Raw genomic sequence first — 26,342 nt, 5'->3', positions numbered from 1 at the left:
CCGTCTCGGAAAGGCAGTCCTCCGGTGGCCTGATCCCCGTTGAGCGCCAGGGTGTGGCCCATGACCTGCTCGATTGCCGTCCTCGCTGCGACCGGAGGGACCGCAGCTTTCGTGATTCCTGCCGAAAGTGTTGACAGTCGGTGAGGCCGGATCAAAACTGACGCCGTCACCTCCCGGCCCCCGCAGCACCGCCGGGCCGTGGCGCGCCGCCTCGCTCCCCCCAGACTTCACGAGGAGGACCCACCCCCCATGCGCACTCCACGAAAACTGTCGGCACGCACCCTCATCACGGGACTCGCCGTCGCGGCGATGGCCGTCGCGACCACGCTGACCTTCACCGTCAACGCCCCCACCTCGCACGCGGCCACCTGCAACGGCTACGTCGGGCTCACCTTCGACGACGGCCCCTCCAACGACCACACACCCGCCCTGCTCAACACGCTCAAGCAGAACGGGCTGCGGGCCACGGTCTTCAACGAGGGCCAGTACGCGGCCTCGTACCCGGCGCAGGTCCAGGCCGAGGTCAACGCCGGGATGTGGGTGGGCAACCACAGCTACACCCACCCCCACCTGATCCAGGAGAGCCAGGCGCAGATCGACTCGGAGGTGTCCAGGACCCAGCAGGCCATCTCCAGCGCGGGCGGCGGCACCCCGAAGCTCTTCCGGCCGCCGTACGGCGAGACCAACGCCACGCTGCAAGGGGTCGAGGCCAAGTACGGCCTGACGCAGGTGATCTGGGACATCGACTCGCAGGACTGGAACGGCGCGAGCGTCGACGCGATCGTCGCGGCCAACGCCCAGCTCCAGAACGGCCAGATCATCCTGATGCACGAGTGGCCCGCCAACACGCTCACCGCGATCCCGCGCATCGCCCAGGGCCTGGCGAGCCGCGGCCTGTGCGCCGGCATGATCTCCCCGCAGACCGGCCGCGCGGTGGCCCCCGACGGCGGTGGAACCAGCGGCGGCGCGACGGTCGGCGGCGGCACCGGTGGCACCACGGGCGGTGGCGGCGGCGGGAGTTGCACCGCGACCGTGACCGCGGGCACGCAGTGGAGCGACCGCTACAACCTGAATGTCGCGGTCTCCGGCTCCAGCACCTGGACCGTGACGGTCAACGTGCCGTCCCCCGAGAAGGTCATGTCGACCTGGAACATCACCGCCAATTACCCCACCGCCCAGCAGTTGGTCGCCAAGCCCAACGGCAGCGGCAACAACTGGGGCCTGACGGTCCAGAAGAACGGATCCACGACCTGGCCGTCCTTCTCCTGCACCGCGAGCTAGCGACTCCGCACGGCCGGCGCGGCGGCCCCGGGCTGCCGCGCCGTGAAAGCGGTCAGCCGGCGAGGAGTTGCAGGGTGTCGATGACGCGGTTCGAGAAGCCCCACTCGTTGTCGTACCAGGCCACGACCTTGACGTGCCGTCCGTCGACGCGGGTCAGCGCCGAGTCGAAGACCGCCGAGGCGGGGTTGCCCGTGATGTCGGACGACACGAGCGGGTCCTCGGAGTATTCGAGGATGCCGGCGAGCGGGCCGTCAGCGGCGGCGCGGTAGGCGGCGAGCACGTCGTCGCGCGTCACGTCGCGGGCGACGGTCGTGTTCAGCTCGACGATCGAGCCGACCGGGATCGGCACCCGGATGGAGTCGCCGGACAGCTTGCCGTCGAGGTTCGGCAGCACCAGGCCGATCGCCTTGGCGGCGCCCGTCGTGGTCGGCACGATGTTGACGCCGGCGGCGCGAGCGCGGCGGGGGTCGCGGTGCGGACCGTCCTGGAGGTTCTGCTCCTGTGTGTACGCGTGCACGGTCGTCATGAAGCCGTGCTCGATGCCGGCGAGGTCGTCCAGGACCGCGGCCAGCGGCGCGAGCGCGTTCGTCGTGCAGGAGGCGTTCGAGACGATCGTGTGCGCGGCCGGGTCGTAGGCTCCGGTGTTGACCCCGAAAGCGAGCGTGGCGTCCGCACCGTCCGAGGGCGCGCTGACCAGCACCTTCTTCGCACCCGCTGTGAGGTGGGCGCGGGCGGCGGCAGCCGAGGTGAAGCGGCCGGTCGACTCCAGCGCGATGTCGACGCCGAGTTCCGCCCACGGCAGCTGAGCGGGCTCGCGCTCGGCGAGGACCTTGATGCGGCGGCCGTCCACGACGAGGGTGTCCCCGTCGACGCTCACCGGGCGGCCGAGCCGGCCGGCCGTCGTGTCGTAGGCGAGCAGCCGCGCGAGCGTGGCCGGCTCGGTGAGGTCGTTGACGGCGACGACCTCCAGGTCGCTGTCGCGCTCCAGCAGCACGCGCAGCACATTGCGTCCGATGCGGCCGAATCCGTTGATGGCGATACGAGTCATGAGTGTGTCCTTTCGGTTTCGCCACCCAGGTTCGCTCGCGGCAGCCGCCGGTGGCGGCGGCGTGAGCGCCATGGTTCGAAAGGATCGCGCCACAGCCCCGGGCGCTACTCGCCCTTGGTGAAGGTGCGCCGGTACTCGCTCGGGGTGGTGCCGAGGATGTGCTGGAAGTGCAGCCGCAGATTCGCGCCGGTGCCGAGGCCGACGTCGGCGGCGATCCGCTCGACGCTGCGCCCGGAGCGCTCCAGCAGCTCACGGGCCACATCGATACGGGCCCGCATGACCCACTGCATCGGCGTGTACCCGGTGTCCTCGGCGAAGCGCCGCGAGAACGTGCGCGGCGACACCGCCGCGTGCCGGGCGAGCACCTCCAGGGTGAGGGGCTCGCCGAGCCGGTGCAGCGCCCATTCGCGGGTGGCGGCGAAGCGCTCGCCGAGCGGTTCCGGCACGCTGCGCGGCACGTACTGGGCCTGGCCGCCGCTGCGGTAGGGCGCCGCGACCAGCCGCCGGGCCGCGTGGTTCGACGCGGCCATCCCGAGGTCGCCGCGCAGGATGTGCAGGCACAGGTCGATGCCGGAGGCGGCGCCCGCCGAGGTCAGGACGCTGCCCTCGTCGACGAACAGCACGTTCTCGTCCACCCGGACGAGCGGGTGCTTGGCGGCGAGCCTGCGCGTGTAGTGCCAGTGGGTGGTGGCGCGCTTGCCGTCGAGCAGCCCTGTGGCGGCGAGCGCGAAGGCGCCGGTCGAGATGGCGGCGAGCCGCGCGCCCCGGCCGAGGGCGGCGACCAGCGCGTCGAGCACGGGCCGCGGCGGGTCCTCGCGGTCCGGGAAACGGTAGCCGGGGATGAAGACGATGTCGGCCCACGCGAGCGCGTCGAGCCCGTGGGCGACGTGGTAGGACAGCCCGTCGCCGCCGGCCACCAGCCCGGGCGCCGCCCCGCACACCCGCACCTCGTACGGCATGCTCGCGCGGGTCGTGAAGACCTGCGCCGGAATGCCGACGTCGAGCGGCTTCGCGCCTTCGAGTACGAGTACGGCGACGGGATGCAGGCGGGAGGCGGGCACGGGACCAGCGTAAACGCCCCCGTACGGCCCGCGCGGTCGGCGCCCGGCCGGCCGGCTGCGGTGCCGGCACCGCGGAAGCCGCCCGCCGGACACCCCGGGGGCATCAGCTGGTCCGACGTCCCCGCGCCGCTGCCGGAACTCGACGTACGGCTGCTCTGGCACGCCCGGCTCGACGCCGACCCGGCGCAGCGCCGGCCGCGCGAGACGGTCCGCGGCGCGCTCGGCTGACCGTCCCGCGCGTGTCAACGGGGCGAACCGTCCGCGCCAAGTCGGCGCCAAGTCGTCCAACAGTGCGCGCCAAGGCCGGCAGCCAATGCTCGGGTGCACAGAGCATCAGGAAGCGGACACGAACAGTGACATCGAATGGACTGTCGGTGATCTTGCTTCACCCGAATTTGGAGGACGCATGTCCGGCACATCTGGGCTGGAAGATCTCTACTCGGTCATCGAGGAAGCAGCTCGGCGGCTGGACGTGGTCAGCTCGCGTGACACGGTCTGGCCCGTCCTGACGGCGTACGAGGACCTGATCCCGCATTCCGCCATCGCTTTCCGGGTGGAGACCAGCGCGCGTCGCGGCGACGACTTCAGCTGCCGCTTCACGATGATCCCGAAGGAGGCCGACCCGTACGGCATCGCCGTGTCGAACGGCCTCACCCCGCGGACGGACCACCCCGTCGCCTCGCTGAGCGCGGACATCGCCGGCCGGTGCCCCATCGACAACTACGGCGTCGACTTCGGGGTCATCGGCGGCTTCACGAAGACCTTCCAGTTCTTCCCGCCGGACGACCTGCAGTCGCTGGCGACGGTGGCCGACATCCCGTCCCTGCCGACCAGTGTCGCCGGGAACGCCGAATTCTTCCGCCGCCACGGTGTGTACGACCAGCTGGCCCTGACCGGGATGGACTACGAGAACAAGACGGTCAACCTCTACTTCAAGACGCCCGACGGATATCTGTCGGAGCCGAAGAACATCGCGGCGATCCTCCGTGACATCAACATGCCCGAGCCGAGCGAGCAGCTGGTGAAGCTCGCCCAGGAGGCGGGCGGCTTCTACGTCACCACGAAGTGGGATTCGCCGGACATCCAGCGGATCTGCTTCAGCGCCATGACGCTGGACCCGTTCGGCCTGACCGGCGGCCGTCTTGAGCCCAAGATCGAGCAGCTCGCCAAGAACGCCCCGTCCGTCGACGAAGGCGTGCCGCGCAGGTTCATCTGCTACGTCGCCTCCGCGCCGAGCGGCGAGTACTACAAGCTCCTGTCGTTCTACCGTGCCCAGCCCGATGTCGTGCGGCTGTGGCGCGAGTACGAGGACAACTGAGCCGACTGAGCCGACTGAGCCGACTGAGCCGACTGAGCCGGCTGAGTCAGCGGAGCCGGCTGAGCAGCTGAGCCGACGGGCGGCTGAGCGGCTGAGCGGCTGATTCGGCCCGAACGTGCGTGGCCGGGGACCCCGCGGGGTCCCCGGCCACGCGTGTCCAGGTGGTTCTCGCGCAGGGGCGCCGAGGGCCACGCGCCCCCGGCCGGCCTCAGTGCAGGGTGAACTTCTGGGCCGCGGTGCCGTTGCAGTCCCAGATCTGCAGCCGGGTGCCGTTGGCGGTGGCGCCGCTGGGCGAGTCGAGGCAGCGGCCGGACTGGGGGTTGAACAGCGACCCGTCGGAGCGCTGGTTGAAGACCTGGCCGCCGACGCCGTTGCAGTCCCACAGCTCGACCTTGGCGCCGTTGGCGGTGCCGTTGCCGACGATGTCCAGGCAGCGGCCGATGGTGCTCAGCGAGCCGTTGGTGTGGTGGGCCCAGAACTGGTCCTCGGCGTAGGACTGGCAGTTCCACAGCTGGACGGCCGCTCCGTTGACCCCGGTGTCGTCCGCCGCGACGTCGACGCACTGGTTGCCGGGCCCGGTGATCTGCCCCTGGGCGCCGTTGGGCACGTTGGTCTCGCCGGAGTAGCCGACCGAGACGACGTTGGCCTGGACCGCGTTCTCGGCGGCGTCGGTCGGATAGCCGGCGACCATGACGCCCTCGAAGAAGGTGCCCATGTTCCAGTTGCTGTTGTCGCCGCCGGTGCCCAGGATGATGCCGCCCTCCTGGTGCATCGGCGTGTAGCCGCCCCTGGTCGGCAGTGCTCCGTTCCACCAGGTGGTCAGCGCGCCGGACTGCGAATTGCCGCCCTTGAGGGCGTACGTCGTCTGGCCGTTGTTCTTGAGCACGGCCGTGACGAAGGCGCTCTTGTTGCCGGCGTTCGCGGTGTTGGAGCCGTTGTTCCCCTGGAACATGCCGTTCTCCATGTCGGCCTCGATCCAGGGGCCGGTGCCGTTGCAGGGGGCGAAGTAGCAGGTGGTGGCGATGCTGACGGCGTCCATGTGGCCGTTGCCGGTGTCGGCGGGGGTGGACTCGGCGTTGCCGTAGTCGAAGCAGCACGCGGAGCCGACGTGGGTGCCGCTGGCCACCATGTAGGCGCCCTCGGGCTGCCCGTTGACGGCGGTGCCGGAGGCGGCGCCGTGCGAGCGGTAGCCGACGCCCGGCGAGACCCAGATGCCGTAGACCTTGTGGCCGCCGGCCGTGACCGACAGCTCGGCGGCGTCCGCGCCCCGGTCCGCGCCCATGCCGGCGGTGCCGGCCGGCCCCGGGAAGAGGTCGTTGTGGCGGGACGTCTGGTCGTAGACCTTGGTGATACGACAGGTGGTGTCCGCACAGAAGCTGTCCTGCTGCGCGGCGTTCGCGTAACCGCCGGTGCTCAGCAGGCCGATGTCGGTGGTCCCGCCGTCCGAGGCGCGGGTGACCTGGTAGAGCGGGCCGCTGTACGCGGAGAACAGGGCGCGCGTCGTGCTGTGCGCGGCCACGCACGAGGTGCCGGCCCCGGCGTAGATGTCGCAGGGCAGGGTGCCGGCGGCCTGCGCCGAGCCGGGCAGGCTCAGGAAGGCGCCGAGCAGCAGCCCGAGGGTCGCGGCGGCGGAGAGCAGGGCCCGGCGGTAGCGCCGGAGCGGGGAGGAGGGAAGAGCCGGTCCTGCCGCGGGGCCGCGGGGGGCGCGCGCGGCGGCGGATCTCGATCTGCGCATGTGTGCTCCTGGATGGGGGGAGGGAGCGAACTCGCCGCTGGCGCAGCACGGTTGAGCACTGCGCGACGGCTGCGACGGAAGTTACGCGCGCTGGTCGATTGCGTCAATATTTGTTGCTTTTATTTTTACTGTCTCCCCAGGGATGTCTAGATCTGTTGTTTTCGGCGGAGTTCCGGCCACCGCCGGGTTTCCGGCGTGGAAAACGCGTGGGCCCGCGCCGCCCGGTCGGAGAACGCCGGGCGGCGCGGGCCTGCTCACTGCGGGCGGATCGCGCCCGGTGCGTCACGCGTGCACGTGGTCCGTGCGGGTCAGTGCATCCACAGCAGGTACAGGTTGTTCGTGCCGTACTCGCAGATGTAGGCCGGGCCGTGTGCGGGTGCGTCGACGTGCGCCTGGGCGACACAGCTGTCGTACGTCGGGAAGTACCCCATGAACATCCAGCCGCTGCCGGGCGGCGGGGACGCCTGCGCCGCAGTGGTGGCGACGCCGAGACCGAGGATCGCGGCGGCGGCGACAGTGGCCGCGCGGGCCATGACCTTCTTGCGCATGTGGATCACAACTCCTTTCCGTGGCAGGCCGAAGCGCCTGCCGGGTGGCCAGGGGGTGTGGTGCAGGGGTGCGCGCGCAGCAGCAAGCTTGCCCGGGTGCGCCCGGCGCTTCAATAGGTCCAGACCAATTGGTGGCCCTGGGGCGAGTGGGATCACCCGTGGCCAGTGCGCTAGGGAGGGGAACGCCGTCGTTGCCGGCGGGACCCTCCGGCTGCACTACCCCAGTGCGGCGGTCTCATGCCTGTTCACCCTCGCGGACTCCCCGGCCCTCTTCCCCGCACCCCGGCTCACCCGACGCGGGCGGCCTCCTCGCGCAACTGGCTGCCCGTCGAGGTCCGCAGCGGGTCGGCCGCGGCGGCCATCAGCCACTCGGCGGTGTCCGCCGGCGTCTCCGGCGGCACCACCAGCAGGTCCCAGCGGCCCGTGTCGTAGGACAGCAGCATCAGCTGATCCGGGTCCTGCTCGTCCTTGAACCAACCGACCTTCACCACGTGCCCGTTGACCTGCACCTTGTGCGGGATGACCGGCCAGTGGACCGGGTTGACCGTGACCCGGGTGACGCGGTCCCAGCGCTTGTCGAGCACATCGGTCAGCGCGGGGAGTTCGGCGGCCAGGTCGCGGGAGCGCGGCCACCAGGCGCCGTCGATCCTGGCGGGCGAGGAGCCGGCGGGCGCCAGCGACAGACGCAGCGGGGGCGGCTCGGAGGCCGGCGTCCCGGGCGGTACGGACCCCAGGACCTCCGCCGGTACGGAAGCCGGGACCCCGGAGGGCTCTTCCGCCGTTCCGGTGCTCGGCGTGTACACAGTGGTGGCGGTCATGATGCGCGCCTCACCCCGGACCGACGCGGGCCGGCCCGGTGGTTGTCGATCGCCGAAAACGACACGGGCTGAATGCGAGTGCGCGAAATACCCTCGGTGATCCCCACGGTACTCCTCGGACACCGGCGGGCGACCGCCGTCAGTCGATCACCGTCAGGTGGTCGGCGCTGCCGCCGCGCCATTCGATCAGCAGGATCGTCGCGTCGTCGCTGGTGATCCCGCCGCGTTTGCGCTTCAGCGCCTGCGAGAGGTCCCGCACCATCGCCCGGGTGCCGGGCCGGCGCCGCCCGACGTCGGCGATGACGTCGATGAGCTGGGCCAGACCGAATTCGTCGCCGCCGCTGAGGTGTTCCTCGACGAGGCCGTCGGTGAAGCACAGCACGCGGTCGCCCGGACGCAGCGTCTGCGCGCTGACCAGGGGTTCCTGGCCGCCGAATCCCACCGGGAGCGTGGTGCTGCCCTCCAGCTGCCCGACGACCTCGTGGTCGCGGATGAGCAGCGGCCACGGGTGGCCGGCGTTGACCCACTGGAGGTGGCCGGTGGCGGTGTTCAGCTGCATCATCTGGGCGGTGACGAACTGCTCGGGCCCGAACTGCGCCGCGATGACCTCGTCCATGTAGGCGTAGATCCCGGACAGGCCGACCTCGCTCCTGCGGGAGTGCCGGTAGGCGCCGATGGCGGCAGTCGCCATGACGGCGGCGCTCAGCCCGTGTCCCATCGCGTCGATCATGGCCAGGTGCAGGATGTCGCCGTTCAGGGCGTAGTCGAAGCTGTCGCCCGCCACGTTGTAGGCGGGCTCCAGGATCCCGGCGATCTCCACCTGGGGGACCGACATGCGCAGCGGCGGCAGCAGCGACCACTGGATCTCGGCCGCGACGCTCATCGGCGCCCGCCGCCGGGTCAGGGTGAAGATGTCGGTGTAGCTGTCCTTGGTCACCACCATGTCGGCGACCAGGCCGGCCAGCCGCCGCAGCAGCCGCCGGTCGTCGTCGTCCACCACGTCCAGCGTGACGGCCATGACGCCCACCTGGTCGCTGCCGTCCAGCAGCGGCAGGAACATCCTCGTCGCGCCGGCCTCGGCCACCTCGACGGTCCGCGCTTCCAGAAAGGCCGTGCCGGCCGGGGACGCGCTGATCGGCTGCGGCGCCTCGACGAGCAGCCCCCGGCCGATCAGCGGCATGAGCATCAGCTGCTCGTAGTCCTGGAGCAGTACGGACACCTCGCGGCCGCCGACCCGGGCGACCTCCTCCGCGATGAGCGGGGCGATCAGCTGCGGCGGCATCTCATGGGCCCGGTCCAGCAGCACGCCGAGCAGGCGCTCCCCGAAGCCCTCGGACCGGTCGACCGGGATGTCACCGAACCGGCGGCCCTGCTGTTCGTTCACAGACCCACATAACCACCGAAACCGGCTCCGGCGGTGCAGCGACGCCGGACGGTGTTGAAGTCCCGCTTCCTGGGCAGGCGTTGGCCGAGGGGCGTTCACCGATCCCTGCGAACGGGATTCCCAGCAACGCACCCAAGCAATGAGAGGTCACCTAGTGACTGACACCATGTGGGCATATCTGGCAACATCCGGCCACCGGGCGGGAGTCGACCTGAGCGGCTACAAGGTCGAAGCGACCGACGGCTCCATCGGCCGGGTGGACAGGCACTCCGACTCCGTCGACTCCGCCTACATCGTCGTGGACACCGGCGTGTGGATCCTCGGCAAGCACGTCATGCTCCCGGCCGGCACGATCACGTCCGTGGACACCGCGAAGCGGCGCATCCTGGTCGCCCGCTCCAAGGACGACATCAAGAACTCCCCGGAGTTCGACCGGGACAAGCAGGCCGACGACGCGGGCTACCGCGAGCAGGTCGGCACGTACTACGGGATGTCCCGCAGCTGAGCGTCCCCGCACGCGGTCTGGCCCCAGGCGCGCTGCCTGGGGCTTTTCGCCGTCCGCGGGGCTGCCGCCTACCGGCTGTCGGGAACGGGCCGCCGGCTGCGCCGGGGCCGTCGGTGCGGCCGCGCGGGGCGGTCAGTCCAGGGGCCTGGTCCACACGTGGAGCGCGGACGACCGCGAGCCGGCGCCGACCGCGCCGAGGTCCTCCCAGGACCACGACCGGTAGGCCGCCCCGGCCGGTGCGTCGTCCGGGGCGACGAGGGCGATCGCCCGGGCCGCGTCGGTGCGGACCAGCAGCTGCTCCTGGAGCCGGGTGGCCACACCGGTACGGCGGTAGGAGGGCAGGACCATCAGCTCGACGATGACGAACACCTGCCCGGACGCGGTCAGTTCCTCCAGGTCGGAGGGCAGGCCGCCGCCGATGCCCGTCCACCAGTGGCCCGAGCGGTGCACCCGGAAGCCGTAGGCGCAGCCCATCGGCTGGGGTCCTTCGGCGACCACCATGTCGAAGGCCGGCTGCTGGACGTCGTCCTCGAACCGCCGCAGGAAGTCCTGGCGGTCGCGGAATTCCTCGCCCGCGGCGCCTTCGTACGCCTCGACGAACATGTCGGCGAACGGCCCGCGCTGTTGTTCGGCCTGCCATCGCGACAGCCGGCGTATGAAAAATTCTGGCATACCTCCCCTTCTTCCCCTCCGGCCGTACCGGCACGCCGGTGTACGGCACGCGACATGCGCCGCCGCGGCCGTCCCGGACCCGTCCCCGCCCCCGGACTGCGTCGCCCCCCCGCGCGGGAGCACGGCGACCGTCCGGCGGGGCTTGGCCCGCCCGGGTGACGCGCCCGGCGCAAACCCGGCCGCCCGGCGCGCCGCTTCCGCCGCCGCGCCGCCCGGGGTGCTTTCGTCGGGGTGCCGGGCATACGACGACTCGACAGGCATCGCGCCGTAAGGAGAGATCGTGGTGGCAGCACGTGCCGACGAGGACCGCGCGGCGATGCCCGCGGACCTTCTCAAGGGACAGAAAGCCGTGGTGACCGGGGCCAACTCTGGTATCGGCATGGCGACCGCGGTCGCCCTCGGCCGGGCCGGGGCGGATGTCGTGGTCAACTACGTGGCCGGCGCGGACGACGCCGGCGAGGTCGTGGAGCGGATCAGGGGCTTCGGGGTCCGCGCCTACGCCCACGAGGCCGACGTCTCCGACGAGGACCAGGTCGTCGAGATGGTCGCCCGGGCGGTCCGGGAGCTGGGCACCGTCGACATCATGGTCGCCAACGCCGGCCTCCAGCGCGACTCCCCCCTCACCGGGATGACGCTCGCCCAGTGGCAGAAGGTCATCGACGTCAACCTCACCGGGCAGTTCCTGTGCGCGCGCGAGGCCGCCAAGGAGTTCATGCGGCGCGGTGTCGTCCCCGAGGTCTCCCGGGCGGCCGGGAAGATCATCTGCATGAGTTCGGTCCACCAGATCATCCCGTGGGCGGGCCACGTCAACTACGCCTCGTCCAAGGGCGGTGTGGGCATGCTGATGCAGACCCTCGCCCAGGAACTGGCCCCGCACCGCATCCGGGTGAACGCGGTCGCCCCCGGCGCGATCCGCACCCCCATCAACACGTCCGCCTGGAACACCCCGCAGGCCGAGGCGGAACTGCTCAAACTGATCCCGTACGGCCGCGTCGGCGACCCGGACGACATCGCCGACGCCGTCGTCGCCGTGGCCTCCGACCTCCTCGACTACGTCGTCGGCACCACGCTCTACGTCGACGGCGGGATGACCCTCTTCCCCGGCTTCGCCACGGGAGGCTGAGCGCCGATGGAGGAGCGTGCCGCGCCCCGCCGGGTGGTGATCGTCGGCGGCGGATTCGCCGGGCTCTTCGCCGCCCGCGCCCTGCGGCGCTCACCGGTCGCGGTCACCGTGGTCGACCGCCGCGCCCACCACCTCTTCCAGCCGCTGCTCTACCAGTGCGCCGCCGGCATCCTGTCCGAGGGCCAGATCGCCCAACCGCTGCGCGGGCTGCTGCGGCGCCACCGCAACGCGACCTGCCTGCTCGCCGAGGCCACCGACGTGGACGCCGGCGCCCGGTTGGTGCACGCCCGGCGGCCGGACGGCACCGCCCTCACGCTGCCCTACGACGACCTGATCGTCGCGGTCGGCATGCGCCAGTCCTACTTCGGGCACGGCGAATTCGCCGCGCACGCGCCCGGCATGAAGTCCCTGGACGACGCGCTCCACATCCGGCGCCGGCTCTACCAGGCGTTCGAGATGGCCGAGACCGCCGCGGACGCGGCCGAGCGGCAGCAGTGGCTCACCTTCGCGCTGGTCGGCGGCGGCCCGACCGGTGTCGAACTGGCGGGCCAGATCAGGGAGATCGCCGGACACACCCTCGACAGGGAATTCCGTACGATCGACTCCGCCCGGGCCAGGGTGCTGCTCTTCGAGGGCTCGGACGAGGTGCTGGGCTCCTTCGGCCGCCCGCTGGCCGCCCGCGCGGCCCGTACCCTGCACGGCCTCGGCGTCGAGGTCCACCTGGGAACGCGGGTCACCGGCATCGACGCGCAGGGCCTGACCGTGCAGGACAAGGACGGCGCGACCACCCGTTTCGACGCCCGCACCGTGTTGTGGACCGCGGGCGTCGAGGCGCCGCCCATCGCCGCCGCGCTGGCCAGGGCGACCGGCGCCGCGCAGGACCGGGCGGGCCGCCTCGCCGTCCAACCCGACCTCACCCTGCCCGGCCACCCCGAGATCCACGTCACGGGCGACGTGATGAGCCTCCGGCGGCTCCCCGGGCTCGCCGAGGTCGCGATGCAGACCGGGGCGTACGCGGGCCGTGCCGTACGCCACCGCGCGGCGGGCGGGACGAAGCAGCAGAAGCCCTTCCGGTACCTGGACCTCGGCAGCGCCGCCTACATCTGCCGCGGCAAGGCCGTCGTCAAGGTCGGCAGGACGCATCTGTCGGGCCTGGCCGGCTGGCTGGTCTGGCTCTTCGTCCACCTGGCCTTCCTCACCGGCTTCCGCAGCAGGCTGGGCGCGATGCTGAGCTGGTCGATCGTCTTCGCCTCCGGCTCGCGGCGGGAGCGGGCCTTCCCGATGTCCGACGCCGGCGGGCCGCCCTCGTCCGCGGCCCCGGCGAAGGCCTGAGCCGCACCGGGCCGGCGGTGCGCGCCGCGGGCTGTTGTTGAATGAACCACGGGCCGCGGCCGACCCCAGGCGCGCCGGCCCCGGTCGGTTTCAGGGCGGCACCGGCCGGTGCGGGGCGGTCTCAGGCCGGCCGTGGTCGGCCGTGGTCGGTCCTGGTCGGCCCTGGTCGGGACGCCGTCGGCACGAAAGTGGGCAGCAGCACATGAACGCGCAACCGGTGTCCTTGCGAAGCCTGATACCCGCGGTGTTCCTGCCCGTGCTGGTCTTCGAGACGGGCATGGGCGCGCTCGCGCCCGTACTGGCGCTCAGCGGGCGCGCGCTCGGGGCGGGCGTCGGCGGCGCGGGGCTGGTGCTCGCGCTGGTGGGGGTCGGGCAGATCCTCGGCGACGTGCCCGCCGGGGCGCTGGCGGCGCGGCTCGGCGACCGCAAGGCGATGCTCGTCGCGTCGGGCGTGACCGCGGTGACGCTGAGCGGGTGCGCGCTGGCCCGCAGCTTCTGGCAGCTGGCCCTGGCGGTCACCCTCACCGGGGCGTCCAACGCGGTCATCATCCTGGCCAGGCAGTCCTATCTCACCGAGGCCGTTCCCGCCCCGCTGCGGGCGCGGGCGATGTCGACACTCGGCGGCATGTCGCGGGTGGGCGCCTTCGTCGGGCCCTTCCTCGGCGCGGCGGTGCTGACCGGCCGCCCGGTGCGCGACATCTACTGGCTGGCACTGCTGTGCACGGCGGTGACCGTGCTGGTCCTGCTCACGGTGCCCGACGTGGTGGAACCCGCCGCCCGCGGCGGCAGGAAGCCCGTCCCCGTACGGGCGGTGCTGCGCGACCACCGGAAGGTCTTCCTCACCCTGGGCCTTGCCGTCCTGCTGGTCGGCTCGGTCCGGGCGACCCGGCAGACCGTCCTGCCGCTGTGGGCCGAGCATCTGGGCCAGAGCCCGTCCTCCACCAGCGTCGTCTTCGGCATCGCCGGGCTGATCGACACGCTGACCTTCTACCCCTCGGGCCGGGTCATGGACCGCGCGGGCCGGCTGTGGATCGCGGTGCCCTCGATGCTGGTGCTGGGCGGCGCCCAGGCCGTCCTGCCGCTGACCCACACCCTCACCGAGCTGACCGTGGTCGCGATGCTCATCGGCTTCGGCAACGGGATCGGCAGCGGCATCCTGATGACGCTCGGCGCGGACGTCGCGCCGCCCGGCATCCGCTCGCAGTTCCTGGGCGTATGGCGGCTGTGCGCGGACTCCGGCAGCGCGGGCGGCCCCCTGGTGGTGTCGGCCGCCGCCTCGCTGGGCAGCCTCGCGGCCGGCATCTCGGTCATGGGCGCCGTGGGCGTCGCGGCGGCGGGCGCGCTGCTGCGCTGGGTCCCGAGGTATTCCCCCTTCGCCACCACCGGCGCCGCCCGCATCCCCCTGCCCCGCCCCCCGACCGCGCCCGACAGGGACGACGCCCCTCGCCGATGAGGTGCCCGAGGCCGGGGCGCGCCCCGGGGTGACCGGGGTGGTGGACAGCGCGGCGGGCGAGGGCAGCTGTGCATCGTTGTAGAGGGGCGGGGCGAACCGGCCAATGCGGGGCGGGGGTTGCCGCACCCCTTGTCAGTAGGGCGGGGCTCGCTTCTAATGTGGTCTGGACATGACAGTCCGGACGGGTATCACGGCAGATCCCCCTCCCCGTTTGCAACGTGGGAAGCCGCACGCGGTGGTTCGGGCTGCGGCGGGAACGGCCGGCGGGTACCACCCCTGGAGGGAGAACCCGGTGCGGAGAACCGCTTTATGGTGCGTCCTGCTCGCGCTCGTCGTGGCGATGACCGGGCGGACCGCCGCGTCGGCCGCCGCCGGGGCGCCCGCCGCCGCGACGGCCGTGTGCGCCGTCCACTGCGACACCCTCGATCCGTCCCAGGCGGCCCAGGAGACCTTCCCCGTGCCGGCCGTGACCGTCAACGGACGGCTGCTCCAGCTGCATGTCGACGACGCCGACGGGATGGCCTGGGCGAGTATCGACAGCGCCGTGCTGAACGACTCCGTGTGGCTGGACCGGTCCTGGGACGGCGGCGCCACCTGGGACGGGCTGCTGGGCAAGGCCGCCGTGCCCGCCTCGTGGACCGGCACCCGCACCCTGATGTACAACCTCTACGACCCCGCCGGGCACCGCCGCGGGCTGCTGCGGGCCTGCGGCGACGCCCAGGGCGTGGCCTGCACCTCCTGGGCCAGGACCGGCGTGTGCGCGACCGCCTGTGACGGCGGCGGGACGGCGCCGGGGGACACCCAGCCGGTCGGGGCCGCCACCCTCAACGGCCGCACCATCGCGCTGCACACGGACAATTCCGGGATGGCCTGGGCGACGGTGGCCGCCGGGAAGGCGGGCGACGAGGTGTGGCTCGACCGCTCGTGGAACAGCGGCGCGAGCTGGCCCGACGGCTCCTCGCTCGGCCGGACCGGCGTGCCGTCGGGCGCGACCGGCACCCGCACCGCGAGGTTCAACACCTCCGACCCGCAGGGCAGGTTGTACGGCGGCGCCGTGCGCGCCTGCGGCCGGGCGGTGGAGGGCCAGAACGGCAGCTGCACGGCCTGGGCCCGGCCGGCCACCAGCCGCACCGCCGCCGCGGCCGACGCGCTGATGTACTCCTACGACCCGGACACCGCCTACTGGCCGTCGAGCTGGTGGAATTCCGCGGTGGCGCTCGCCACGGTCGTGGACTACATGCGCAAGACCGGCGACACCCGCTACGCCTGGATCGTCGACCGCACCTTCCAGGTGAACAAGGCCGCCTTCCCCGCCGGGGCCCGCAGCTCCGACCCCATCGACGGCGACTTCATCAGCCGCGCCACGGACGACGCCGAGTGGTGGGCACTGGCCTGGCTCGACGCCTACGACCTCACACACGACGCCAAGTACCTCAACGAGGCGGTGACCATCGGCGGTTACGTGAACGGCCTGTGGGACACCGGCTCGTGCGGCGGCGGTGTGTGGTGGGACCGGGAGCGTACGTACAAGAACGCGGTGACGAACGCCCTGTGGGTGCGGATCACCGCGGAGCTGCACAACCGGATCTCCGGCGACACCCTGTGGCTCGGCCGGGCGACCACGGCGTGGACCTGGTTCCAGCACAGCGGCCTGATCAACGCCTCCGGCCTGGTCAACGACGGTCTCACCGCCGGCTGCGCCAACAACGGCCAGACGGTGTGGAGCTACAACCAGGGCCTGTCCATAGGCGCGGCCGTCGAGATCTGGCGGGCCACCGGCGACAGCGCGGCGCTCAGCACCGCGCGCCGCCTCACCGACGCGGCCGTCGGCTCGCCGTCCCTGGTCTCCGGCGGGGTGCTCACCGAGTCCTGCGACGCGGTCACCGCGAGCTGCGACGACAACGCGAAGCAGTTCAAGGGCGTCTTCATGCGCTACCTGGACGAGGTGAACACCGCCACCGGCGGCGCGTACGCGGCCTTCGCCCGTACCCAGGCCGACAGTGTGTGGAACACCGACCGCGACAGCCTCGTACGGCTCGGCGAGCGCTGGGCGGGCGCCGACCCGGCCGCCCACCCCAACGTCCGCGACTGGCGCACCGAGGCGTCCGCCCTCAGCGCGCTGCTGGCCGCCCCCTGACCGGCGCGGGCGCCGCCCCGGCCGTCCCACGGCCCCGGAGCGGCGGCCCGCGGCCGGCCCCGCCGAGGCGCATGATGGAGTCATGCCGATCCGACCTGTCCTCGTCTACGACGGTGACTGCGCCTTCTGCACCACCTGCGTGACGTTCGCCGAACGGCGGCTGCGGCCCCGCTGCGTGACCGTCCCGTGGCAGCGGGCGGACCTGCCCTCCCTCGGGGTGGACCAGCGGCGGGCCGAGTACGAGGTGCTGTGGGTCACGCCCGCCGGTGCCGTGTACGGCGGCGCGGAGGCCGTCGCGAAACTGCTGCTGAGCGCGGGCGGGGTGTGGGCCGTCGCGGGCGCCGTGCTCCGGATGCCGCCCGTCCGCTGGATCGCCCGCGGCGTCTACCGCCTGGTCGCCGACAACCGCCAGCGGATGCCCGGCGGCACCCCCGCCTGCGCGCTGCCCGCGGCCCACCGCCCCGTACCGTAGACCGCCGCTTCCGCGCTTTACCGTGAACCGCCCTCCGCGCCCACCGGCCGGGCGGGGAAACGGGAATTGCCGCGCTGATTTCCACCGAGCCCCGGGCCTTCCGCGCCCGGGGCTCTTCGCTGCCTCGCGCGACTCGGCGCCGGTATGCCACGGGACACCGAACCCCGGCCTCATTAAAGGGCCATCCGGGTTCGCCCGTGGCGTCCCGGGCGTGGCGGTCGCGGAATCCTGCTGTTCGGACACGGCCAGCGTGACCTGTGGATATCCCAGTTCGCGTTGCGCCAACCAGGGCGGGCGCGGGCAGTTCACCCATATGCGCCAGGATCGGCAGCGCCCCGATTCCTACTCTGTGGCTGTCCTTTCCTCGGGCTGTCACGGTTCAGGTGATGGGGAAGTCGCGGCCTGCTGCCGGGAAAGGCACGGGCGGCTCCGCCATCAGTCGGCGCGTCGCCCTCCCAGTTTTCGTTTTTCTCCAGAGGAGTGGGCTCTTCGATGAAATTGCTGAATGCCATGGGGGTGCCGATCCGGCGCGCCCTGTCGACGTCGATCGCGTCGGTCACGCTGATCGCCGCGGCCACTGTGGTGATGACGCCCACGTCCGCGACCGCCATCGCGACGGCCGTTCCCCTGGGGACGGTGACCAGCTTCGCGGTGCTCGGCGGCCAGTCCGTGACCAACACCGGCCCCACCACGGTCACCGGTGACCTGGGGGTGAGCCCGGGCACCGCGATCAGCGGCTTCCCGCCCGGTCTGGTGAACGGTGCGACCCACTCGGCCGACGCGGTCGCCCTCCAGGCCCAGAGCGATCTGACCACGGCCTACAACGATGCGGCAGGCCAGGCGCCTGACGCGAGCATCAGCGGCGACCTGGGCGGCCTCACGCTGGCCCCCGGCGTCTACAACGCGCCGTCCTCCATCGGGCTCACCGGGACGCTCACCCTGGACGCGGCCGGCGACCCGAACGCGGTCTGGGTCTTCCAGATCGGCTCCACCCTCACGACCGCGTCCGCCAGCCGGGTGCTCCTGGTCAACGGCGCCTCGCCGTGCAACGTCTTCTGGCAGGTCGGCAGTTCGACCACGCTCGGCACCAACACCACCTTCGTCGGCACCATCATGTCCCTCACCTCGACGGGCCTGAACACCGGCGCGACCGTCAACGGGCGCGCCCTGGCCCGCAACGGCTCGGTGACCCTGGACACGAACACCATCACGCGGCCCCAGTGCGGTACGACGACCGGCGGCACGACGACCGGCACGACCACGGGCACGACGACGGGCACGACGACGGGCACGACGACCGGTACGACCACGGGTACGACGACCGGTACGACCACGGGCGGCCTGTTGGGCGGCGTCACCACCGGCGGCCTGCTCGGCGGCATCACCTCGGGCGGCCTGCTGGGCGGTGTCACCACCGGCGGCGGTCTGCTCGGCGGCGCGGTCGCCGGCAACACCGTCGGCGGCAGCACCACCGGCAACATCCAGGGCAACACGCAGGGCATCACGTCCGGCAACACCCAGGGCAACACAGCGGGCAACACCCAGGGCAACACCGGAGGCGGCCAGGGCAAGCCCCCGTACCACGGCAAGCCGTCGTACGGGGAACAGCCCTCGTACGGTGAGCAGCCGTCCTACGGTGAGCAGCCCCAGTACGGTGACCAGCCGCAGTACGGCGACCAGCCCCAGTACGGCGACCAGCCCCAGCACGGCGACGACCAGGAGCCGAACACGGACTGGCCCTCGGACAACGGCGACGGCCAGCCGGCGGACCAGAGCTGACACCTGACCGCTCCGTCCGGCCCGGCGGGCGCCCCGTGCGCCCGCCGGGCCCGGCCGTGTACAGCCCGCGCACACGGCCGACCGCGTACAGCCGGCAGTCGCCCGCCGGCAGGCACCGCAGCACGAACAGCAGCAGAGTCGCGAGAGGAGGGCCGGGATGGCATCGACTGGCCCGCGAGACGTACAGGACACCGGTGAACCGGTGGACGTGGCGGCGGCGCCGGACGGAGTGCGGCTCCGGAAGCCGCCCGCCGCCCGCCGCGAACCCCCCGAGGAACGCGTGCCGTTCGGGTCGGGCGACGGCACGGACCGGCTGGCGGCGCTGCCGCTTCCGCTGCGCTTCGCGACGCGGACGGCCACCGCCCTGCTGGCGGCGGTGGCCCTGCTCCACGTGGCTTTCCTCTTTCTGCACGTGGCTCCCGCGAACACCGTCTCGCACCGCTACGCCCGGCAGATCCAGAGCTGGGTCTATCCGTTCTTCGAGCAGAACTGGCGGCTGTTCGCCCCCGATCCCGAGTCGGCCGTCCCGCAGATCTCGGTGCGGACCTTCGGACCCTCGGGCGGCGGTCTGCCGAGGACCAGCGGCTGGTTCGACCTCACGGCGATCGACAACGCCGGGGTCAGGCACGACCCCTTCCCGAGCCACACCAACCAGAACATGCTCCGCAGGGCGTGGAGCGGCTACCTCGACACCCACGCCGGCACCGACGTCTCCTACTCCGAACGCGCCCTGATGTGGCAGGAGTATCTGCGCAACATCGCCGCGCAGCGGGTCTCCGGCGCCCGGCACGGCTCGTTCACCGCCCTCCAACTCCGCGTCCGCACAAGCCCGGTGGCGGGATACGACGCCGCCGGCCACACCGTCCGGGTGCCGCCCTCGGCGGTCGACACCCGCATGCTGCCCTGGTGGAAGGTGCCCGCGCATGGCCACTGAGAAGACCGCGACCCCCGCCCCCGCCGAGGTCGGGCGAACCGGCCGGCCGGAGGCACGCCCCCGCGTCGGCGGCCTGATCGCCCTGATCGGCCACCGCCCGGTCTCGCTCTACGCGGCCTCGGTCCTGCGTATCGGCTACGGCTTGTGCTATTTCGCCTTCCTGGTGCGCGAACTGCCGCACCGCGAAGAGATCTGGGGGCCGCAGTCGCCGTGGACCCCGGCCCTGGCCGACGAACTCTTCCGCCAGACAGGCTGGTTCAGCCCGCTCACCCTGTCGGACAGCCCGCTGTACTTCGACCTCTGCTACGGGCTGGCCCTCGCCGTCTGCGCGCTGATGGTGCTCGGCTGGCGGACCCGGGCGACGTCCGTGCTGTTCGCGCTCGTCGTGGTGTCCTTCCACGCGAGGGCGATCTTCATGACGGACGGCGGCGACAACCTGATCCTGCTCATGGCCCTCTACCTGACCGGCACCGCCTGCGGGCGCCGCTGGTCCCTGGACGCCCGCAGGACGCGCCTGGCCGTCGCGGGCGGCCCCCGGCGCTGGGCGATGTGGCGGGCGACGAGCGATACGTGGTCGCAGTTCGACCTGGCGCGCGGGACCCTGGTCACCGCCCTCCACAACTGCGCCATGTTCGTGGTCGCCGTCCAGGTCTGCCTGCTCTACGGATCGGCGGGCCTGTACAAGGTGCAGGGCCCCTCCTGGCAGTCGGGCACCGCGCTGCACTACGTCGTGAACCTCGACCTCTTCCGGCCCTGGCCCGCCCTGTCCGCGCTGGCGGACAGCCACCCGCTGTTCATCGCCGTCGCGGGCTATCTGACGGTGCTGATCCAAGTGGCCTTCCCCTTCGCGCTGTTCAGCCGGCTCAAGTACGTCATCCTGGCCATGCTGCTGGGCATGCACCTCGGCATCGCGGTGCTCATGGGGCTGCCGCTGTTCTCCGCGGCGATGATCGTCGCCGACGCCGCCTTCCTGCCCGACCGCTTCTACCGGTCGGCCGGGCGGCTGGCCCGCCGCGCTGTCGCGCGCCTCGCGCGCCGGGTGCCCGCGGCCGGTCCGCCGCGCACCGCGCTGGTCCCGCCGCAGGCGGCGGACACCGGCCTGGTCCGCCGCCGCTGACCGGTGCGGGCGCAGCCGTCTCCCGCCGACGTGCCGGCCGCGGGGGCGGGGCCGTATCCGGCCGACCTGTCGGCCGCCCGGCGGGGCCACACCCCGCCGGGCGGCCGTCGGCCAACTACGTAGTGCTTTTTTTCACACACCTTGTGTGCGATGAAAGTTTCCTCCACTCTGGGCGTGCAAGCCCCGCACCCCCCACCCGCATCACGCTCCCCGCCCGGAGGACATTGTGAGTTGGCATGCTCCCGCCAAGAAACGAGTTCTGGTCGCCGCTGCGGCGCTGGCCTGCGCCGCCCTGGGCGCGACCGCGGTCCCGGCGTCGGCCGCCCCCACGACCACGACCAAGAACCTCATCACCCACCCCGAACTGGACTGGGCCGGCTCCCAGATCGCGCTGCACCAGCCCGCGTCCGGCGGCGGGCGTACCGTCAACCCCGCGGTCGCCGGCGCGCCGGGGCTGGACGTCAGCGGCTACCAGGGCAACGTCAACTGGGCGTCCGTCGCCGCGAACGGCGGCCGCTTCGCCTACGTCAAGGCCACCGAGTCCACGACGTACGTGAACCCGTACTTCACCCAGCAGTACAACGGCTCGTACAACGCGGGACTCGTCCGCGGCGCCTACCACTTCGCGACCCCCAACACCTCCTCGGGGGCCGCCCAGGCGGACTACTTCATCGCGCACGGCGGCGGCTGGTCGAAGGACGGCAAGACGCTGCCCGGCATGCTCGACATCGAGTGGAACCCGTACGGGGCGACCTGCTACGGGCTGTCCGCCGCCTCGATGGTCAACTGGATCCTGTCGTTCAGCAACGAATACCACGCCAGGACCACCCGCTGGGTGACCATCTACACCGCGACGAGCTGGTGGAGCCAGTGCACCGGCAACACCGGGGACTTCTCGTCCACCAACCCGCTGGTGCTCGCCAACTACAACGGCAGCCCCGGCCCCATGCCCTACAACTGGCCCTACCAGACCATCTGGCAGTACGCCGACAGCGGCATCTTCCCCGGCGACCAGGACGCCTTCAACGGCGACTTCAGCCGCGTCCAGGCGCTGGCCAACGGCTGACCAGGCTTCCGGCCGGTACGACAGGCCACTCCCCGGGGGTGCGCGGCGGCCACGCCGGCCGCCGCGCACCCGCCGGACCCCGTACAGCCCGCTCGCCCCGAGCAACCCCCAGGAGGCACGACATGGTCGGCTCTGGACCCCATCCCTCGCGACGCAGCGTCCTGGCGGCCGGCACCGGTATAGCCGCGGCCGGGCTGCCCGGCCGCCTCGGCGACCGCCACAGGCCCGGCCCCGCGCACACCGCGCCGGCCGCGTTCGCCCGGCCCGCCGCGCTGACCCCGCAGCAGCAGGCCGGGCAGCGGGTCGTCTTCTCGTACTCGGGAACGACCGTCCCGCAGAGCCTGCTCGACCAGATCAGCTCGGGCCAGGCGGCCGGCGTCATCATCTTCGGCGACAACGTCAGCAGCCTCAGCCAGATCGGCTCGGCCGTCCAGCTGATGCGGCAGGCGAATCTGCGCAGCCCGAATCCCGCGCCGCTGCTCCTGATGACCGACCAGGAGGGCGGCCAGGTACGCCGGCTGCCCGGCGCCCCGGTGCTGTCCGCGAAGCAGATCGGCGCGTCCGCCGACCCGGCCGCCGCCGCGGCCTCCGCGGGCACCGGCGCCGGCAATCTGCTGCGCGGCGCGGGCCTGAACATCAACCTGGCGCCGGTGCTGGACGTCTACCGCACGGCCGGCGACTTCGAGGACCAGTACCAGCGGTCCTACAGCACCGACCCGGCCGTGGTCTCGCTGTGCGGCCGGTCCTTCATCACTGCCCAGCAGGCGACCGGCGTCGCGGCCACCGCCAAGCACTTCCCCGGCCTGGGACCCGCGACCGCCGCGCAGAACACCGACCTGCGGGCCGTCACCCTGAAGACGTCGCTGGCCGATCTGCGCGCCATCGACGAAGCCCCGTACGCCGCCGCGCTCGCCGCCGGGGTCGACCTGGTGATGGTCTCCTGGGCCGTCTACTCCCACCTGGACGCCGCGCACCCCGCGGGGCTCTCGCCGACCGTGGTGCAGGGCGAACTGCGCGGCCGGCTCGGCTTCACCGGGGTGACCATCACCGACGCGATCGAGGCGGGCGCGCTGAGCGCCCTGGGGACCAGCGGGCAGAACGCGGTCACCGCCGCGGCGGCCGGCATGGACGTCATCCTCGACGCCTCGGGCGATGTCTCGCACGGCAAGGCGGTCGTCTCCGCGCTGGCCGGCGCGCTGCAGAACGGCACCCTGGACCAGGCGGCGTCCAACGCCGCGCTCGGCAGGATCGGCGCCCTGCGCGGCCGGCTCTTCTAGCGCGCCGGACCATGCCGGGCACCGGCGCCGGTGGCGCGGTCGGGAGCCGGTCCCGGCGCCGGGCCGAGGGCTCAGTCGTCGATGCCGGAGCGTTCGATGCCCGCAACGATGTGCCGCTGGAGCAGCAGGAAGACCAGCAGCAGCGGCAGGATGGAGACCGCCGCTGCCACGAACAGCTCGTGGATGTTGACCACCTGGGCGGTGGTGAAGGTGGACAGCGCGACCTGGACCGTCCACGCCGACTTGTCCTGGCCGATGACCAGCGGCCACAGGAAGGAGTTCCAGGCGCCGATGAAGACGATCGTGGAGACGGCCGCGAAGACCGGCTTGGAGTTGGGCACGACGATCCGCCAGTAGGTGCGCCAGTAGCCCAGCCCGTCGACCTTCGCGGCGTCCTCCAACTCGCCAGGGAAGCCGAGGAAATACTGCCGGAAGATGAAGCAGGCGAAGGCCGAGAAGATCGTCGGGACGATCAGTCCGCGCATGGTGGAGATCCAGCCGAGCGAGGAGACCAGCACGAAGCTCGGCACGAAGGTGACGGCCGCCGGCACCATCAGGGTGCCGAGGACCGCGTAGAAGACCTGGTTCGCGTAGCGGTACGGGATGCGCGCAAGTCCGTAGCCCGCGAGCGAGGCCAGCAGCACGGTGCCGACGGTCGTGGTGACCGCGATCAGGCCCGAGTTGAGCAGCGAGCGGGCCATCGGCACCGCGGGGTCGTCGAACAGCTCGCCGACGTTGGACCACCGCAGGTGCGAGGGGAAGAAGGTCCAGTCCGGCGAGGTGATGTCCTGCTCGGTGGACAGGCCGTTGCGCACCAGCAGGTAGAAGGGGATCAGGAAGAGCAGCGCGAGCACGACGAGCAGCACCAGCCGCACCGCGCGCCCGAATCCGAGCAGGGCCTTCTCCACGTCAGTCCTCCCTCCTGCCGAGTCCGAACCAGCGGGCCTGGACGACGGTGACGACCGCGATGATCAGCGCGAGGATGACGGCTCCCGCGCTGCCCTCGCCCAGGTTCTGCCCGCGGCCCAGCGCGATGTTGTAGAGGTAGACCAGCGGCGGCCGGGCGTACGGCGGATAGCCGCGCGAGTCGCTGAGCAGGTTGTAGAACTCGTCGAACGCCTGGAAGGCGTTGATGACCAGCAGCAGCGCCACCGCCACCGACGTGGCCCGCAGCTGCGGGAAGGTGATGTACCGGAAGACCTGCCAGCCGGGCCGCGCGCCGTCCACGGCCGCCGCCTCGTACAGCTGGGCCGGGATGCGCTGGAGGCCGGCGAGGAAGAGCACCATGTAGAAGCCGGCCTGCAGCCACAGCCGTACGGTCACGATCACCAGCCAGTACCAGGGCGGGTGGGTCGTGGACAGCCACGCGGTCTGGTCGGCGCCGAACCAGCCCAGCACGGTGTTCGCCAGGCCGAAGCGCACCCCGTTGAAGATCGACAGCTTCCAGATCATCGCGGCCACCACGTAGGAGCAGGCGGCCGGCAGGAAGAACACCGAGCGGAAGAAGGCCTGCAAGTACCGCAGCCGGTTGACCATCAGCGCCAGGGCCAGCGACAGGGCGTAGGTGGCGGGCACGATGAACAGCGCGAACAGCCCGAAGGTGCCCAGGCTGTCGGTGAACGCCCGGTCGCGCAGCATCGACGTGTAGTTGTCCAGGCCGACGAACCGGTGCGGGGACACCGTGTTGTGCGCGTCGAAGAAGCTCAGGTACACGCTCCACAGCAGCGGTACGTACGTGAACATCGCGAGCCCGGCGGCGAACGGGCCGACGAAGACCCAGAACCACAGCGTGCGGTGTCTCACGGCTTCTTCCGCACCCGCTGCAGCTCGGAAGCAGTCGTGCGGACCACCGCCTTCAGCTCGGTGTCGGGGTTGGCGCCGTCCTTGATGATGCGGCTCAGCGCGTCCTGGTAGGCGGTCTGGCCGGCCGGCGTCCACAGCAGCGGCTGGGCGTAGCCGTGGTCGGTGGCGTAGGAGACGGCGTCGGCCGCCGCGCCCTCCCGCAGCTTGGCCGCCTTCTTCGCCAGCGAGATCCGGGCCGGGATGTGGAAGCCGTAGGAGAGCGCGAAGTCCTCCTGGTAGTCGGTCTTGTCGACCCACAGCCACTTGATGTACGCCTTGGCCTCCGCCTGGTGTTTGCTGCGGGAGTTGACGGCCGCCCCGTACGCGCCGACCGGCACGGTGGGCTTGCCCGCGGCGCCGTCCGCGGGGAAGGGCAGCACCCCGAAGTCGTCGCCCAGCGCCTTCTTGACCGCGGGCAGCGCCCACAGCCCGGACCACTGGAGCGCGGTGAGCCCCTGGATGAAGGCCGACGGGTCGGACCAGTCGGTCGGCGCGCCCAGCAGCAGCGACTTGTCGGCGTAGAGCCGGTGGAATTTGCCGAGCGTACGGGCGGCGGCCGGATCGTCGAAGCCGACCTTGCCGTCCTCGGTGACCAGGCTCAGCCCGGCGGCGTACAGCGGTGTCCCGCCGAGCACTCCCGCGCCGCCGTCATTGCCGAGGAAGAGGCCCTTGACCTTCTTGGTGGTGAGCTTCTTCGCCGCGTCGACCAGCTCGTCCAGCGTCGTCGGCGGCTGGATGTCGGCGTCGCTGAGCAGGCTCTTGCGGTAGTAGAGCAGCTGCATGTCGATGACCTGGGGGATGCCCCAGATCCTGCCGTCGTAGGTCTTCGGGGTCAGCACCGCCGGATTGAAGTCGTCCTTCACCGCGGACACCAGGTCGGTGACGTCGACCACCTGGCCGCCCTGGATCTGGTCCAGCGTCGGGCTGCCCTCGAAGATGTCGGGCCCCGAGGAGGTCAGCAGCGCCGCCGCGGTCTGCTGGTCGTAGTCGCCCGGCCGCCACTGCACCTTCACGTCCGCCGCGGTGTAGGCGGCGGCGTACCGCCGTACGGCCTGCTCGGTGCCCGCCTCACCGTACTGGTGGTACCACTGCTGCAAGGTGGCCCTGCCCGGCTTGCCGCCGTCGTCGTCCCGCCCGCTGTTCGACCCGCACGCGGCGGCCAGCGCGCCGGTCAGCGCGAGGCTGCCCCCGGTGCCGAGCAGTTGTCTGCGGCTGAACGTCATGGCGCATCCCCCTCGTCCGTGCGGATCCCGACGATCTCCGCGTCGGCCCAACGACCAACCATGCAGGCGAATTACGACAGGAATGTTGCGCGCACATGGCGGGGCCGCCGGCACCGCGAGGTCAGCAGGCGGGGAAGGTGCCGGGACCGCCGCGGGCGCGCCGCCGGACAGCGGGCTTCCCGGCCGGTTATGTCCGAGATGTCGCGATGTGGTGACG

At 72.0% G+C, this 26,342-nt stretch carries 23 protein-coding genes and 1 pseudogene; 14 read left to right on the top strand and 10 right to left on the bottom strand.

Annotation, left to right across the window (positions count from 1 at the left end; genetic code table 11):
- The first annotated feature begins 249 nt into the window (after positions 1–249).
- Complete coding sequence (locus OHA86_RS17810) at positions 250–1,281, top strand: polysaccharide deacetylase family protein (protein WP_329176574.1); 1,032 nt, start codon at positions 250–252, stop codon at positions 1,279–1,281.
- A gap of 52 nt (positions 1,282–1,333) precedes the next feature.
- Here OHA86_RS17810 and gap read toward each other — a convergent pair whose 3' ends face one another.
- Both gap and OHA86_RS17800 read right to left on the bottom strand, forming a co-directional pair.
- Positions 1,334–2,329 carry a type I glyceraldehyde-3-phosphate dehydrogenase gene (gene gap / locus OHA86_RS17805; protein WP_329176573.1) on the bottom strand — a complete coding sequence of 332 codons (996 nt, stop codon included), beginning with the start codon at positions 2,327–2,329 and terminating at the stop codon, positions 1,334–1,336.
- Between the two features lie 104 nt (positions 2,330–2,433).
- Positions 2,434–3,390 carry a GlxA family transcriptional regulator gene (locus OHA86_RS17800; RefSeq protein ID WP_329176572.1) on the bottom strand — a complete coding sequence of 319 codons (957 nt, stop codon included), beginning with the start codon at positions 3,388–3,390 and terminating at the stop codon, positions 2,434–2,436.
- A gap of 60 nt (positions 3,391–3,450) precedes the next feature.
- On the opposite strand from OHA86_RS17800, the gene OHA86_RS17795 reads away from it, so the two are divergent.
- Entirely contained in the window at positions 3,451–3,618 is a 168-nt protein-coding gene (locus OHA86_RS17795; RefSeq protein WP_329176570.1) for a hypothetical protein, read from the top strand.
- A gap of 178 nt (positions 3,619–3,796) precedes the next feature.
- Positions 3,797–4,708 (top strand): aromatic prenyltransferase, encoded by a 912-nt coding sequence (locus OHA86_RS17790; protein WP_329176568.1) that lies wholly within the window; start codon positions 3,797–3,799, stop codon positions 4,706–4,708.
- 208 nt (positions 4,709–4,916) lie between these two features.
- Here the strand turns inward: OHA86_RS17790 and OHA86_RS17785 are convergent, their stop codons facing one another.
- From OHA86_RS17785 to OHA86_RS17770, 4 genes and pseudogenes are all read right to left on the bottom strand, one after another.
- Positions 4,917–6,443 (bottom strand): arabinofuranosidase catalytic domain-containing protein, encoded by a 1,527-nt coding sequence (locus tag OHA86_RS17785; RefSeq protein WP_329176567.1) that lies wholly within the window; start codon positions 6,441–6,443, stop codon positions 4,917–4,919.
- Positions 6,444–6,751: 308 nt separating this feature from the next.
- The gene (locus OHA86_RS17780; RefSeq protein WP_329176566.1) at positions 6,752–6,991 is read right to left on the bottom strand and encodes a hypothetical protein; all 240 of its coding nucleotides are present in this window, start codon (positions 6,989–6,991) and stop codon (positions 6,752–6,754) included.
- 296 nt (positions 6,992–7,287) lie between these two features.
- Positions 7,288–7,809, bottom strand: a pseudogene (locus tag OHA86_RS17775) (DUF5994 family protein); the annotation flags it as partial.
- A gap of 139 nt (positions 7,810–7,948) precedes the next feature.
- Positions 7,949–9,193 carry a PP2C family protein-serine/threonine phosphatase gene (locus tag OHA86_RS17770; RefSeq protein WP_329176565.1) on the bottom strand — a complete coding sequence of 415 codons (1,245 nt, stop codon included), beginning with the start codon at positions 9,191–9,193 and terminating at the stop codon, positions 7,949–7,951.
- 154 nt (positions 9,194–9,347) lie between these two features.
- Between OHA86_RS17770 and OHA86_RS17765 the strand changes: the two genes are divergently transcribed.
- A complete protein-coding gene (locus OHA86_RS17765) occupies positions 9,348–9,698 on the top strand; it encodes a PRC-barrel domain containing protein (RefSeq protein WP_329176563.1) in 351 nt (116 codons plus the stop codon).
- Between the two features lie 132 nt (positions 9,699–9,830).
- On the opposite strand, the gene OHA86_RS17760 is transcribed toward OHA86_RS17765, so the two are convergent.
- The gene (locus OHA86_RS17760) at positions 9,831–10,370 is read right to left on the bottom strand and encodes a GNAT family N-acetyltransferase (RefSeq protein ID WP_329176562.1); all 540 of its coding nucleotides are present in this window, start codon (positions 10,368–10,370) and stop codon (positions 9,831–9,833) included.
- A 316-nt stretch (positions 10,371–10,686) separates the two neighbouring features.
- Here OHA86_RS17760 and OHA86_RS17755 point away from each other — a divergent pair, with 316 nt between their 5' ends.
- The 10 genes from OHA86_RS17755 (at position 10,687) to OHA86_RS17710 (ending at position 23,060) form a co-directional block, all read left to right on the top strand.
- Positions 10,687–11,493 (top strand): SDR family oxidoreductase, encoded by an 807-nt coding sequence (locus OHA86_RS17755; protein ID WP_329182451.1) that lies wholly within the window; start codon positions 10,687–10,689, stop codon positions 11,491–11,493.
- A gap of 6 nt (positions 11,494–11,499) precedes the next feature.
- Complete coding sequence (locus tag OHA86_RS17750) at positions 11,500–12,825, top strand: NAD(P)/FAD-dependent oxidoreductase (protein WP_329176561.1); 1,326 nt, start codon at positions 11,500–11,502, stop codon at positions 12,823–12,825.
- A gap of 202 nt (positions 12,826–13,027) precedes the next feature.
- Positions 13,028–14,278, top strand: a complete 1,251-nt coding sequence (locus tag OHA86_RS17745) for an MFS transporter (protein ID WP_329176560.1) — start codon at positions 13,028–13,030, stop codon at positions 14,276–14,278.
- A 292-nt stretch (positions 14,279–14,570) separates the two neighbouring features.
- The gene (locus OHA86_RS17740; RefSeq protein ID WP_329176559.1) at positions 14,571–16,415 is read left to right on the top strand and encodes a glycoside hydrolase family 76 protein; all 1,845 of its coding nucleotides are present in this window, start codon (positions 14,571–14,573) and stop codon (positions 16,413–16,415) included.
- 82 nt (positions 16,416–16,497) lie between these two features.
- The gene (locus tag OHA86_RS17735; protein WP_329176557.1) at positions 16,498–16,887 is read left to right on the top strand and encodes a thiol-disulfide oxidoreductase DCC family protein; all 390 of its coding nucleotides are present in this window, start codon (positions 16,498–16,500) and stop codon (positions 16,885–16,887) included.
- Between the two features lie 492 nt (positions 16,888–17,379).
- Positions 17,380–18,666, top strand: coding sequence for an ice-binding family protein (locus tag OHA86_RS17730; RefSeq protein ID WP_329176555.1), 1,287 nt, complete (start codon positions 17,380–17,382; stop codon positions 18,664–18,666).
- A 157-nt stretch (positions 18,667–18,823) separates the two neighbouring features.
- Positions 18,824–19,600 (top strand): DUF5819 family protein, encoded by a 777-nt coding sequence (locus OHA86_RS17725; protein ID WP_329176553.1) that lies wholly within the window; start codon positions 18,824–18,826, stop codon positions 19,598–19,600.
- Positions 19,590–20,717: an HTTM domain-containing protein gene (locus OHA86_RS17720; protein ID WP_329176551.1), complete on the top strand. Its 1,128-nt coding sequence runs from the start codon at positions 19,590–19,592 to the stop codon at positions 20,715–20,717. Before OHA86_RS17725 ends, OHA86_RS17720 begins: the two co-directional genes overlap by 11 nt.
- Positions 20,718–20,943: 226 nt before the next feature.
- Positions 20,944–21,783 (top strand): lysozyme, encoded by an 840-nt coding sequence (locus OHA86_RS17715; RefSeq protein WP_329176549.1) that lies wholly within the window; start codon positions 20,944–20,946, stop codon positions 21,781–21,783.
- A gap of 122 nt (positions 21,784–21,905) precedes the next feature.
- The gene (locus OHA86_RS17710) at positions 21,906–23,060 is read left to right on the top strand and encodes a glycoside hydrolase family 3 N-terminal domain-containing protein (RefSeq protein WP_329176548.1); all 1,155 of its coding nucleotides are present in this window, start codon (positions 21,906–21,908) and stop codon (positions 23,058–23,060) included.
- A gap of 71 nt (positions 23,061–23,131) precedes the next feature.
- Here the strand turns inward: OHA86_RS17710 and OHA86_RS17705 are convergent, their stop codons facing one another.
- From OHA86_RS17705 to OHA86_RS17695, 3 genes are read right to left on the bottom strand one after another with little or no spacing between them, the layout of a single operon-like run.
- Positions 23,132–23,968 (bottom strand): carbohydrate ABC transporter permease, encoded by an 837-nt coding sequence (locus tag OHA86_RS17705; RefSeq protein ID WP_329176545.1) that lies wholly within the window; start codon positions 23,966–23,968, stop codon positions 23,132–23,134.
- A gap of 1 nt (position 23,969) precedes the next feature.
- On the bottom strand, positions 23,970–24,803 hold the full coding sequence (locus OHA86_RS17700; RefSeq protein WP_329182450.1) for a carbohydrate ABC transporter permease: 834 nt from the start codon (positions 24,801–24,803) through the stop codon (positions 23,970–23,972).
- A 56-nt stretch (positions 24,804–24,859) separates the two neighbouring features.
- Complete coding sequence (locus OHA86_RS17695) at positions 24,860–26,125, bottom strand: ABC transporter substrate-binding protein (protein WP_329176543.1); 1,266 nt, start codon at positions 26,123–26,125, stop codon at positions 24,860–24,862.
- Between the last annotated feature and the right edge of the window lie 217 nt (positions 26,126–26,342).

This window comes from Streptomyces sp. NBC_01477, assembly GCF_036227245.1.
GTDB lineage: Bacteria > Actinomycetota > Actinomycetes > Streptomycetales > Streptomycetaceae > Actinacidiphila.
The sequence above is the reverse complement of the archived record's forward strand: the minus strand, read 5'-3'. Positions and strand labels throughout refer to the sequence as shown.

What these genes read in the sequence shown, in the direction of transcription:
- OHA86_RS17810 (WP_329176574.1), top strand. Translation starts at nt 250, where the DNA reads ATGCGCACTCCACGAAAACTGTCGGCACGCACCCTCATCACGGGACTC.
- gap (WP_329176573.1), bottom strand. Translation starts at nt 2,329, where the DNA reads ATGACTCGTATCGCCATCAACGGATTCGGCCGCATCGGACGCAATGTG.
- OHA86_RS17790 (WP_329176568.1), top strand. Translation starts at nt 3,797, where the DNA reads ATGTCCGGCACATCTGGGCTGGAAGATCTCTACTCGGTCATCGAGGAA.
- OHA86_RS17785 (WP_329176567.1), bottom strand. Translation starts at nt 6,443, where the DNA reads ATGCGCAGATCGAGATCCGCCGCCGCGCGCGCCCCCCGCGGCCCCGCG.
- OHA86_RS17780 (WP_329176566.1), bottom strand. Translation starts at nt 6,991, where the DNA reads ATGCGCAAGAAGGTCATGGCCCGCGCGGCCACTGTCGCCGCCGCCGCG.
- OHA86_RS17760 (WP_329176562.1), bottom strand. Translation starts at nt 10,370, where the DNA reads ATGCCAGAATTTTTCATACGCCGGCTGTCGCGATGGCAGGCCGAACAA.
- OHA86_RS17755 (WP_329182451.1), top strand. Translation starts at nt 10,687, where the DNA reads ATGCCCGCGGACCTTCTCAAGGGACAGAAAGCCGTGGTGACCGGGGCC.
- OHA86_RS17750 (WP_329176561.1), top strand. Translation starts at nt 11,500, where the DNA reads ATGGAGGAGCGTGCCGCGCCCCGCCGGGTGGTGATCGTCGGCGGCGGA.
- OHA86_RS17745 (WP_329176560.1), top strand. Translation starts at nt 13,028, where the DNA reads ATGAACGCGCAACCGGTGTCCTTGCGAAGCCTGATACCCGCGGTGTTC.
- OHA86_RS17735 (WP_329176557.1), top strand. Translation starts at nt 16,498, where the DNA reads ATGCCGATCCGACCTGTCCTCGTCTACGACGGTGACTGCGCCTTCTGC.
- OHA86_RS17730 (WP_329176555.1), top strand. Translation starts at nt 17,380, where the DNA reads ATGAAATTGCTGAATGCCATGGGGGTGCCGATCCGGCGCGCCCTGTCG.
- OHA86_RS17725 (WP_329176553.1), top strand. Translation starts at nt 18,824, where the DNA reads ATGGCATCGACTGGCCCGCGAGACGTACAGGACACCGGTGAACCGGTG.
- OHA86_RS17720 (WP_329176551.1), top strand. Translation starts at nt 19,590, where the DNA reads ATGGCCACTGAGAAGACCGCGACCCCCGCCCCCGCCGAGGTCGGGCGA.
- OHA86_RS17710 (WP_329176548.1), top strand. Translation starts at nt 21,906, where the DNA reads ATGGTCGGCTCTGGACCCCATCCCTCGCGACGCAGCGTCCTGGCGGCC.
- OHA86_RS17700 (WP_329182450.1), bottom strand. Translation starts at nt 24,803, where the DNA reads ATGTTCACGTACGTACCGCTGCTGTGGAGCGTGTACCTGAGCTTCTTC.
- OHA86_RS17695 (WP_329176543.1), bottom strand. Translation starts at nt 26,125, where the DNA reads ATGACGTTCAGCCGCAGACAACTGCTCGGCACCGGGGGCAGCCTCGCG.